This window comes from Bacillus sp. NPDC094106, assembly GCF_044764345.1.
Taxonomy (GTDB): Bacteria; Bacillota; Bacilli; order Bacillales; family Bacillaceae_G; genus Bacillus_A.
In genome coordinates, this window is the sequence record NZ_JBIWHY010000003.1 from 1 (window position 1) to 12,277 (window position 12,277).

Below are 12,277 nucleotides of genomic sequence, written 5' to 3' on the forward strand. Positions count from 1 at the left end.
CCAAGTTTGCAGTTTCGGATGGAGATAATCTTTGCGTCTAGATTAGTAGCGTGAGCTACACTGCAGAAATGCGACTTCCTGTCGCACCATAACGTAACATTATCAGAAGTTCTCCTTACCAACAATCCCCGGCTTATCAACATTCTGTGAACCATCCTCTTCACCTACGTATGCAGTTTCTTATCCATCCCATTATATCAGTGGTTAAAAGCAATCATTGTCTTTATTTCCTTTACTCCATATGTATAAAATTCCGCATAAATTAACGGCCAGCTTATGGGTTAATCATTAACTCAAGGCCAATTTATGCTTCCAATTCCGTTAGATAATTAGATAATCACCTATAAAAATAAGTGTTTTCTGGTCAACTTATGGGTAAAGTGACACTTATAAAAAAAGGCTCCATAACTGGAGCACACAAGTATTGCAACAAATAATTAAAAGAAAAAAAGACAATTACAATATATAATAAAAAATAACTGCGTATCAATTCATATGTAAAATTGCATAAAGTAAAATGTTAATCAGCAGGGATTTTCTTCATCCCCACTGATTATTAGCCCTCACCAATTGGGCTTTTACGAGCAGTAATACTCCCCTATAATGATGATCTTTTATTGGTGCTGCTCATTCGAAATTGCATTATATAAAAACTGTGCATACTGTTCACGCGTTACTTTCATATTTGGAGCGAATTTCCCTTCTCCAACTCCTGCTGCAATCTTATTCGATTGTACGGCACTAATCGCATTTTTTGCCCATGAATTCGCCGGGACATCGCTAAAATTATGTGGAGCCTTCACATCTAGTTTAAAAGCTCTCGTAATGACTTGTGCCATTTCTGCACGTGTTAATGTAGCTTTCGGTCTAAAGTTCCCTTGATCATCACCTTGGAAAATCCCTAACTTCGTTAAAGCTAATATTTCCTCAGGAAACATTGTTGAATGTTTAGCGATATCTCCATATGGATTTTCATATTTATCTTGTTTTTCTATATGCAAAGTACGGTACATTAATGCAGCTACTTGTTCCCGTGTTACATTGTCTCCCATACCAAATATTCCATTTCCATAACCTGCAATAATTCCTTTATTCGCTAAATCATAAATCGCGTTAAATGCCCAGTGTCCTTGTGGGACATCCTTGAATGTATTTCTATTTACTCCTGCATCAATTGTCAAATCGTCATGTAAAAGAGTAATAGCATCTGTTACTCCAGTCTCACTTACACTAGAGTCAACCGTTACATCTTGTCCACTTTGTTTTGGTGCGAAGACATAACCAGATGGTTTCTCTACTTGTACACGATATGTGTTTTCTATTAACCCATCAAACAAGTAGTGGCCCTCTTGATCTGTTTTTACTTCTTTTAATACGTTCCCCTCTTTATCTAACAGTTGAACACGAACGCCTTCCATTCCTTTTTCACCTTGATCGTGAATACCATTTTGGTTACTATCTTCCCATACTCGGCCGCCTAACTTGAGGACATTCGCTTTAACAGGTTTAGAATCAGTTGCTTCCCAAATAGGCGCGGCTAAAATCGGATAATTTAAAGCTTCTACTTTTTTTCTTGTTTCCGGTGTAGCTATAAGTCCCCATTTATCAAAGAATGGCAATAGATTTTGTTTTGCTACCTTGGATGTATTGTAAATAAAAGCTTGGATTTTCTCGTCACTCGTTTTAGGAAGCTCTTCTTTAGATAATGAGCGGTACGCTTGATGTAATTTAGGGTAAAATTCCTCTCCAAAGGCTAAGTCTAATTGCCAAAACATTGCTAATTTTACAAAAACATCATCGATTTTATTATAGTCTTTTTCTGACTGAGGCTTATTTAAATAGTTGAATGCTTTTTCATATGTTCCATTCTCTAATCTCGATTTATTTCCAAAAGCTCGTTGCACAGACATACTATAAATGTTTGTAGTAACTTCTCCTAATCCATCCCATAGCCAAGGAGTTTGTTGTCTTTGATGACCCATTTCATGCCAAGGTCCCCATCCATCTTTTGTAAACTTATTGATATCTAATACATTTTGAATCGAATCTCCTACATAAGCAGTTCTACTATTATATGAATACATATAATAATTCGAATGATTATCTTCTACAAAATGAACGTAATGCTTGTCTGCTTCTGCTTCAGATAAACCAGAAACTCGATCTTCAATTCTAATAGCTTCATCTATTTTTTTTAAAAGTTCTACAGGATCGGTATTAGAATCTATTAAATATTTTTTCACTCTTGCAGGACTTGCTGTTATTAGTGAGCGTTCCCCTTTTAATTCTACCGCATGGGCGTTAGGATATGCATCTAGCATGTTGATTAAATCTTGTTTCGTATGTTTGCCTAATTCAAAAAAAGGCGTAGGCGCTCCCCCTGTTTTTATTTCAGCTTGTACTGCACCGCCTTGACTTGGATTATAGAAATAAATCATTCCACCATTTGGAGATTCAATTGTGTTTTCTCCTGGTTTTAAAGTAAACGACTTTACTAACGAATCCTCATTCCATGCACCATCATAGGAGAATGTTCCTATATAAGCTTGAATATTCTGTGTACCGTCTACCTGAATTGTTATCTTTTCATTCGGGCTTGCATATAATCCGGTTGGTTCATATGGACTAAATCTAAATTGGCGCCTATCCATATCTCGGATTTGGTCTACATTTCCTTTACCCATCACATGAAAAATACGTTGGGTGGATACTTGTTTTCCTACAGTTTGTTCTTGAGTTTCAGCTGAAACCTTTGTTATTCCCGTCGTCCCCCCTACAAATGGAAAAACAAGTACATTCACAGCTATAAACGCTTTGATTGCTCTCTCCTTATTTCTTTTTTGGCTATTTTGTTTCACTCTACATCACAAACCTTTCTATAGTTTGATAAATATAACACATACCCGAAGAAAGAAATCCTCATCCTAGATCATGATAAATAATAGCTAAGAGATAAATAATTATGTAAGGTAGGATTGCGAAACGAACCCATCATTCTTTCTTATTACTACGAATTTAACATCGAACATATAGTATAGCAATCAAAATTATACAATTTTAGCTATTTTTCGACAAAAAATACTTTTTTGTCAACTTACTAAAATAGTAGTCTATGTAAATCCATTTTAATTTTTCGACATCTAAATCCCTGCTATGCAGAACAAAAAGTAACCTACACTCGTTTGCTCTTTCTGTTCTTACTGCGCATGTGGCAGAAAAAGGCCCTGACCGTTTCTATGCATGAATAGATGCTCTCTCCCACCTAAAAAGAAGGGATTATGTCGTTTTTTTAATTGATGTATATATCAACTAAAAAAGTTGGCAATCACTAAAGCGAAAAAGCTCTTTCTTTTTGTTAATCCAAATTTAATTGTTTTTTAGAATTTGTCATTTTATCTTTGAATCTCCCTAATCCAAAAATCCCCAAGAAACTTCGCTGCAAACAACGTTTCTTGGGGATTTTATCGTTAGTATTACTGCCCGTTCATGCGGGATAAAACTATCTTTTTTGAAGTTCAATTTGCTCTATCAAATTTTCACTTACAAGCAGGAATGACATACTTACCAAATAAGTCCAAGGATGAAAGTACTTTATGATGTTCTAATCCACCAAAATTCATTACTGCCATAAAGTTTGTAACACCAATTTCACGGTAAGACTGAACTTGTTCAATAACTTCATCTGGGCTTCCGATTACTGGATTAAAATTCTGTTTAAGGACTTCATACGGGATATTTTTCCCGTGCGGTGTATTCATAAATAATTGATAAGGACCTTTTGCATTTGATTCAGCATCTGCAGATGTTTCACCAACATGAACATGAAAGGCAATAGGGATCTCTAATTCATCTGGATTACCGTGTCCTGATTTTTGATACACATTTTTGTATGTATCGATCAGCTTTGCTAATTCATCCCGTGATTTGCTAAATCCAAGCCCCATAAAATTGCTTCCCATGCTAGCAACATGAGTTGCACCATTTTCACTAGAGGTCGCAATCCAATGAGGAGGAAACGGGGCTTGGATTGGCTCGACACTAAGCTTAATTTCGTTGTATTGAAAAAAGTCTCCTTGATGAGAAAAAGGCTTGCCTGACCATGCCTTACGTAACACTTCTAAAGACTCGTTAAATCGTTGTGCTTTATCCTCCAATGAAATATGATAACCATCAAATTCCTTCTGATTATATCCACTGCCTAACCCTAAATCTAATCTCCCGTTTGATAAAAGATCAACAACTGCATAATCCTCAGCAATTCGTAAAGGGTTATGTAACGGAAGTACTGAAACACCTACACCAAGGCGAATTCTATTCGTCCTTTGAGATACCGCAGCGAGCATAACTGCTGGAGAGGGATTAATGCCAAAATCTGAAAAGTGATGCTCTGTAAACCATACCCCGTCAAAATTCATTTCTTCAGCCCGAACGCTTTGCTCCAATACCTCATTATAGAATTGTCTAGGAGTTCGAGGTGAGTGATTCGGGTAATGATCAAATATTGTTAATGTACTAAATTTCATTTCATATCGCTCCTGGTAATTTCATTTCTTTACTTCACGGTTACAAAAAATCAAAATGATACTGTACCTATATATAAATCCATTTTAATTTTTCGAGATCTACATCCCTGCGATGCAGAATAAAAAGTAATTTCCACTCGTTTGCTCTTTCTGTTTTTACTTCGCATGTGGCAGAAAAAGGCCCTGACCGATTCTATGCATGGATGGATTCTCTCTCCCACCTAAAAAGAAAGGTTTATGTCGATTTTTCAATTTCTACTTATATAAAATAATCATTCTAGTTTTCTGAATCATTCCACTGGCGGCTCATTTCTAAACCATAATCCATGTCGTAAACTTCTTTTATCGCTTTAACCTTTTCAAGACTTTCTTGGCTAAACATAGGTTTGTTTTCAAAAGCATGAAGAACAATTCTTTCAAGAAGAACACCTAGTGAAATATCATGATACTCTGCCATTGCTTTTAAAACTTTTACCATCCTTTTTTCCATCCTCATACCCGTTTGCACACGCTCAATTTTAATTTTTTGACCTTCTCCACTCGTCTGATTGTTATGTTGTTTCATCATTACACATCCTTTTTGCTTAAAATCACCATCTGTTATTTACATACCAGTGTACCATTATAACAATATCACACAAGTTGTCAATTATGATATTTTAATACCGATTTAAAAGTGTGGTAGCTTTTTATATGATTAACAATTCTGTTGCAAAATTCCCTAACACATAAAGCAGTGAGAGATGTTATCTGTAGTTTGCTATACGTCAAAAACCCGAAGTTTGGTTACAAACTTCGGGTTTTTTGAAAAAGGAAAGAAAAGGATTGTCTTATTACTATATATATCCATTTTGACTTTCCAACATATAAGTCACGGCTATGAAGAACAAAAGGTGATCGCTACTTATTTTCTCTCTTTGTTTTCACTTGGCATGGGGCAGGAAAAGGATCTGACCGCTTCTATGCATGGACGGATTTTCTCTCTCACCTAAAAAGAAAGGTTTTATGTCGATTTTTCAATCTGTACTTATATAATTTTCTCTATGATTAAGCAACTTCGTTTTGACAAGCACCATCAGTTAAGAAACTATATAAGTTTTCATAAGAAATTTCAACCATATTTGTTAAAGCTTCATCAGTATAGGAACCGATATGAGGAGTTACAAGAACTCGTGGGAAATGGCTCATTAACTTTTCAATTGTTTCAGATGGTAAAGATTCATTTTTTAAGTTTTTGAAGAAGAATGTAGATTCACCCTCAAATACATCTGTACCAAATCCTGCAATTGTATTTTCTTCAATCGCTTTTAAGATTGCTTCATTGTCTTGAAGTTCACCTCTAGAAGTATTGATTAAAATCGCTTCGTTTTTCATTTTTCCTAAAAATTCTTCATTAATCATTTTGTAGTTTTGTCCTTTAATATAAGGAACATGTACAGAAATTAGATCAGAAATTGCCAGCACTTCGTCTAAAGGTAAAAATTCAACGACTTCTTTCGCAGCTTCACTTTCAAACACATCAAATGCAACGACTCTTGCCCCTAAACCTTTGAACAGTTTTGCAGTTGTTAAACCAATTTTTCCAGTTCCAAGAATACCAACTGTACAGTTACGAATTTCTTTACTGAACATCACTGCGTCTACTGTAAAGTCTTTTTCTTTTGTTTTGTTTGCAGTGTATGCTGTATTTCTTAATAACATCATACCAAGCGTTACTGCAAGCTCTGAAATAGCATTTGGAGAATACGCAGGTACACGTGCTACTTTTATTCCAACCTCTTTTGCGGCTTCTAAGTCAATATGATTGAATCCTACTGTTCTTGTTAATAAATATTTCACACCGAAACTAGCTAATTTCTCAATATTTCGTCTATTAGCCTTACAATTACCACGAATCATGACAGCATCTGCATGTTTTGCATTATTTACATTTTCATCATTCATTAAATCTGTTACTAGAGTTAAATTATAATCGTGTTTATTTAACTTCTCAAAAAAGGCTATTTCTACATCACGTACACCATAGCATACTAAATTTGCTTTCATCTTCATCTACCTCCGATATCATATTAAGAGAAAATATGAAAACTTTTAATAACTTCAAGTATTACAATCCATAATGGCATTGCTACAACACCTACAATAGTGGAAAGAAGAGAACAGTTAGATGTTAAAATCGCTTCTTTATCAAAGCTAATCGCATATGCTGCTGCAACTGTTGCTGTTGGTGTAGCCATCATAATAACAACTGTAGCCACTGCAACTTGTGAAATTGGAAGAATACCTGTTGCATTTAAGATCATGAGTAAAGCAATATTAATTACTGGAACAATAATGATTTTGTTTAAGCTATAGTACCAAGCATCTTTTGTTTTGATTGCGTCTTTTAATGAAATTTCAGCTAATGTTGCACCAATGGAAATCCATGCAAGCGGCGAAGCTAATTTAGCTAAGTAATCCATTGGCTTGAATAACCATGGAGCTGTTTGATCGATTCGTAAAAAGGCGAAATGAGAAACTTTACCATTCACTGTAACTGCCACTTGCGGTAAATATGCTTGGCATACCCAAATGAATAAACCTGCAAATGTTGCAATAACAATTGGATTTAAGAACATTGTTTTAATATTCTTTTTCTCCATTTTTAAACCTGACATTTTGATATATCCGTAAGAATAAAGGAAAATGCGGTATCCGATGTTGAAAATGGATGCATACATAACTCCTTCCGGGCCATAAACGACACCGATAATTGGAATACCAAAAAATGTAGTTGAACCGAAGATTGTTAATACGCGTAAAACATCTTGTTTATCGCCTTTGTATTTCATAAACAATGGCTTCGTTACAACGATTAATATAATGTAAATGACTATACCCCAGATCAGTAAGTTAGCCCCTTGTTTTAATGAATTCGTATTGATATTTTGCATGAATGCTGTAAATGCTAAAGCTGGAAGTGCAGCTGAAAGAATAACGCCACTTAATACCTTTGCTGCCTGAGCATTTAAAATATTTTTTTTGCGCATGTAAAAACCTAATAAAATAATAAAGACCGATGAACTAATTGCGCTAATAATGTTTTTATCGGTTAGAGTCTTGATAAGTATTTGACCGATATCCATTTTAAAAACCTCCTTATTGTGAATTGTTTCACATTTTGTTTTAAAAAATATCCGTCTCTTAATGTGAAATATTTCACATTAATTTACGTTGTTGAATTACAACTCTATGATAAATCTACTATCACCATTTGAATACATTGCGTTATTTTTAAAAGTATTATGTTAATAATGTAAGTGGAACGCTTCACAAACTATTAAAATATCACTTTCAAAACTTTCTTTATCCACAATTTAGACACTTTTCTCTAGAGCATAACTTCTATATAAATCCATTTTCATTTTTCGACATCTACATCCCTGCTATGCAGAATACAAAGTAACTTACGCTCGTTTGCTCTTTCTGTTCTTACTTCGCATGGGGCAAAAAAAGGCCCTGACCGCTTCTATGCATGGCCAGATGCTCTCGCCCATGTAAAAAGAAAGGGGTTTTTATATATAAATCCATTTTCATTTTTCGACATCCAAATCCCTGCTATGCAGAATACAAAGTAACTTACACTCGTTTGCTCTTTCTGTTCTTACTTCGCACGGGGCAGAAAAAGGCCCTGACCGCTTCTATGCATGGCCAGATGCTCTCGCCCACCTAAAAAGAGGGGTTTTATATCGGTTTTTTAATTGATATATATATATCCCTGTTTACTTAAAGCAAAAAAATAGTACTTATGAAGAACTCATAAGTACCGTTTTATCACATCGCTATTTTCTTCCGTACATTGATATTTTGTAATAGGTCTTCCAACAAACCCATACCCAACTTCCACTTCTAATATGCCTATGTCTTCTAGGAAATTCAAATATTTTCGAATGGAGACACGAGAAATCCCTATTTGAGAGGCTAATTCTTCTGTAGAAAATGCTCTTTCTTCCATAGACATAATACTTTTCCATACTACTACCAATGTTTTTTTCGTTAAACCTTTTGGTAATTCTGCTGAGCCTACACCTTGATCTTTCGCTAAGAACATTTTATCTATTTCTTCTTGGCTGACTATTTGCTGCGCATCCATGAACGTCGCCTTTTCTCGATATGCTGACAACGCTTCATTAAACCGTTCAAATTCAAAAGGTTTAATTAAATAATCAATCGCACCATATTGCATCGCTTTTTTTACACTATACATATCCCTTGCGGCTGTAATTAAAATAACGTCAACACTTTTTTCAACATTTCGGATGTGTGTTAGTAATTCAAAACCAGTTTGTTCTGGCATATATATATCTAATAAAATCAAATCAATAACCGTTGTATCTAGAACCTTTATCGCATCTTTTACAGAAGAAGCGACTGCTATTAATTGAAATCCCTCAAGCTGATTTAAATAACGCTTATTAAATTCTGCAACCATTGGATCGTCTTCTACAATAAGTACTTTAATCATTCACCTTCATCCTTAACTTCATAGGGTAACTTCATACGAAACGTTGTCCCTTTTCCGACAACAGTACGAAGCTGTAAATCTCCATGTAACTTTCTTAAACTTTGTTGAACAAAAAACAACCCTAAACCTCTATTTTCACCTTTTGTTGAAAAACCTTTTGTAAAAATTTTTTCTCGTATATCCCTTTCGATACCTTTTCCTGTATCTTTTACTTCTATATATAAAAGCTTCTCCTCAGAATCATAATCAATAGATACCATTATTTTTTTCTCTTTGCATCCATGCATTGCTTCAATCGCATTATTAATAATATTTCCCGTTATTCTAACAAGATCGTGGATGACATCTGAATGAGCTGCTTCAGGCAAATAACTATCACTGTTAATAATTAACTCTACCCCGTCTTCTCTTGCGTCACTATACTTCCCTAATAAAAAACCTGCAAATACAGAGCTTTTAATTCGTTTCATAATAAACCCTATCTCTTTTTTATGCTGATGAACGATTTGCTGAACATACTCTCCTAACTTGTCATAGTATTCCATATGAACCATTCCTAAAATAACATGGAGCTTATTCATAAATTCATGTGATTGTGCACGTAAAGCGTCTGTATATAACTGAACACCTGTAAGTTGCTCTGCAAGCTTTTTCACTTCGGTTTTATCACGAAACGTAGCAATTGCACCAACAATTTCATCATCAACTCGAACTGGAACACAATTAATAAGAACTAAAACACCATTAAAATGTTGCTCTCTATTGAACTCTGGATTGCCGGTATGTAATACTTCTTGAAAAACTTCCATATACTCATCAGCATCTTTTCCAATTAAATGATCTGTGGTATCCCCTAATTGTAAAAGACGGATTGCTGCGGTATTAACGAGGGTTATTTTCCCCGTGCGATCAACTGCCAAAACCCCCTCTTTCAACGAATGTAACATTGCATTTCGCTCTTCTAAAACCATCGCAATCTCAGAAGGCTCAAGACCAAATAATATTTTCTTAATATGCCTAGCTAATACTAAGGCACCAACAACTCCAATCAATAATCCAATCACAGTTCCTACATAAATCATCGACTGACTCTTATCAACAGCATCCTGCACTTCATCAAGTAATATCCCTACCGTTACAACACCTATTTGCACACCATCTTTATTCATTACAGGAGTAAATACACGCATTCCATCTCCAAGTACTCCCTTTGCAATTGAAATATATTCCTTCCCTTGAAGTGATGGTTCAGCATCCTTTTTATCCAAAAATGGAGACCCAATTTCCTGTGGATTTGGATGTGATTTTCGAATTAAATTCATATCTAATACGACCACAAAACTGACATTTGTTACATTCTTTATTTGATTAGAGTAACTTTGAATTTCTTTTTCATCCCCAGTCCCACTCAAAGCATCTATCACAACCTTTGAACGTGCAACTGTACGAGCTATATCTGTCACTTTTTCTGCCAACGCTTCTTCTTTTTTTTCAGCAATGTTCTTACTTATCAACACATCTGTAACTAATAATGCAATGATTACGACAACACATACTAAAATGGAAATTGTTGAATGCAAACTAAAATATCGTTTATTCTTAGGTATCATTCTTAAGAACTTCATCATTTTTCCTTTCGGTTATACCTGCAAGTTATGTACGTTCCTACGCCCTCATTCAAACATAATACAAAAAAGGGCTGGTGCTATATAAATCCATTTTAATGTTTCGACATCTAACTCCCTGCGGTGCAGAATAAAAAGTAACCGACACTCGTTTGCTCATTCTGTTTTTCCTTCGCATGTGGCAGAAAAAGGCTCTGACCGCTTCTATGTATGGCCTGATGCTCTCTCCCACCTAAAAAGAGGGGTTTTTTGTCAGTTTTTTAATTGATGTATATATAATCACATGATAATTTAGTAACATATGATTCGTTTTTCTTTTTTGAAAATGTCATAATGCTTTCAAATTCATGTGACAATATATCGAAAATTCATTTTTAAGAATGTGCTTTATATATCTTTTTCCTCTTTATTCATTCCTATATACTTTCGTATGATCTGGGATCCCTCCATTGAGTGGAGTTAGTATAGTCATATGGACACAACTTATATATATCCATTTTGATTTTCCAGCATATAAGTCACTGCTATGAAGAACAAAAAGTGACCGCTACTTATTTGCTCTCTTTGTTTTCACTTGGCACGGGGCAGAAAAAGGCCCTGACCGCTTCTATGCATGGCCAGATTCTCTCTCCCACCTAAAAAGAAAGGTTTTATGTCGATTTTTCAATTTGTACTTATATAGTTAAGTCCTTACAATACATGTTCTCACATAAAAATAATAGCTAAGCCCATTAATCAATAAAATTAACAGGCTTAGCTGTATACTGATTAACAAATTCTTTGAACACTAATAACATTTAAACTTGTGATATTAATATCTGCATGATGATCTACCCAAATAAGAAATCCGTCTTCCACGCGAATAAAAACACCTACTCCATCGATTTGATCTCCACCAGAAAAGACCCTAATTTTATCGCCTTCTCTTAAACCATCTAATACTGTCGGTCTCATTCTTGGTACTTCTTTAATTTCTTTAACTTCCCTAACTTCCTTCATTTCTTTTCTTCTTCTGTGCCGCATACATTCATCACATTCACATCTACGCCCACCAAACATTTCACATAACCCCTTTTTTCTAAAAATGTATTTACACGATAGCTTATGAAATGAATAAATTAATTGATTAGGCTATTCCCCTCTATCAAATGTCCAATCCATTAAATTTATAAATTATTTTACTAATCGTACAAGCTTTTTTTCACTACTTGCATACACTATTAGCAGGATGAAAATCATCCGAAACATAACCCCACCCTATAGATAGGAACAGCAAAAAAGGACAGTCAAAATACTGTCCTCTTTTTATTTTTCTATGCTATAACATTAGCAAAGAACTCTTCGAACACTAATAACATCTAGACTTGTGACATTAATATTTGCATGATGATCTACCCAAATAAGAAATCCATCTTCTACGCGAATAAAAACGCCTACTCCATCGATTTTATCGCCACCAGAAAAGACTTCAATCTTATCGCCTTCTCTTAAACCGTCTAATCTTCTACGACCTCTATTGTCTTCACATTCTCTTTGATTTCCCATGATTATCCTCCTTTTAAACAAATATATAAATACGTAAACTAAGATAAGCGTTCTCTCTTCTTACCTTTAATCTTTTTATT

The 12,277-nt window shown here is 34.7% G+C and carries 9 protein-coding genes; all 9 read right to left on the bottom strand.

Annotated features, from left to right (window positions below; translation table 11 throughout):
• Nucleotides 1-614 precede the first annotated feature (614 nt).
• Nucleotides 615-2,801 carry a M60 family metallopeptidase gene (locus tag ACIQ7L_RS04895; RefSeq protein ID WP_400567662.1) on the bottom strand — a complete coding sequence of 729 codons (2,187 nt, stop codon included), beginning with the start codon at nt 2,799-2,801 and terminating at the stop codon, nt 615-617.
• 735 nt (nt 2,802-3,536) lie between these two features.
• Nucleotides 3,537-4,523: an LLM class flavin-dependent oxidoreductase gene (locus tag ACIQ7L_RS04900; protein WP_400567153.1), complete on the bottom strand. Its 987-nt coding sequence runs from the start codon at nt 4,521-4,523 to the stop codon at nt 3,537-3,539.
• A 277-nt stretch (nt 4,524-4,800) separates the two neighbouring features.
• Nucleotides 4,801-5,088 (bottom strand): hypothetical protein, encoded by a 288-nt coding sequence (locus tag ACIQ7L_RS04905; protein ID WP_400567155.1) that lies wholly within the window; start codon nt 5,086-5,088, stop codon nt 4,801-4,803.
• A gap of 482 nt (nt 5,089-5,570) precedes the next feature.
• Nucleotides 5,571-6,569, bottom strand: a complete 999-nt coding sequence (locus ACIQ7L_RS04910; RefSeq protein ID WP_400567156.1) for a 2-hydroxyacid dehydrogenase — start codon at nt 6,567-6,569, stop codon at nt 5,571-5,573.
• 23 nt (nt 6,570-6,592) lie between these two features.
• Nucleotides 6,593-7,648 carry an AEC family transporter gene (locus ACIQ7L_RS04915; RefSeq protein WP_400567158.1) on the bottom strand — a complete coding sequence of 352 codons (1,056 nt, stop codon included), beginning with the start codon at nt 7,646-7,648 and terminating at the stop codon, nt 6,593-6,595.
• Between the two features lie 671 nt (nt 7,649-8,319).
• Nucleotides 8,320-9,027, bottom strand: coding sequence for a response regulator (locus tag ACIQ7L_RS04920; RefSeq protein WP_400567160.1), 708 nt, complete (start codon nt 9,025-9,027; stop codon nt 8,320-8,322).
• Nucleotides 9,024-10,634: a DcuS/MalK family sensor histidine kinase gene (dcuS, locus tag ACIQ7L_RS04925; protein WP_400567664.1), complete on the bottom strand. Its 1,611-nt coding sequence runs from the start codon at nt 10,632-10,634 to the stop codon at nt 9,024-9,026. Before dcuS ends, ACIQ7L_RS04920 begins: the two co-directional genes overlap by 4 nt.
• Before the next feature lie 786 nt (nt 10,635-11,420).
• Nucleotides 11,421-11,711, bottom strand: coding sequence for a hypothetical protein (locus ACIQ7L_RS04930; protein ID WP_400567162.1), 291 nt, complete (start codon nt 11,709-11,711; stop codon nt 11,421-11,423).
• Between the two features lie 267 nt (nt 11,712-11,978).
• Entirely contained in the window at nt 11,979-12,197 is a 219-nt protein-coding gene (locus tag ACIQ7L_RS04935; RefSeq protein ID WP_400567163.1) for a hypothetical protein, read from the bottom strand.
• Nucleotides 12,198-12,277 lie beyond the last annotated feature (80 nt).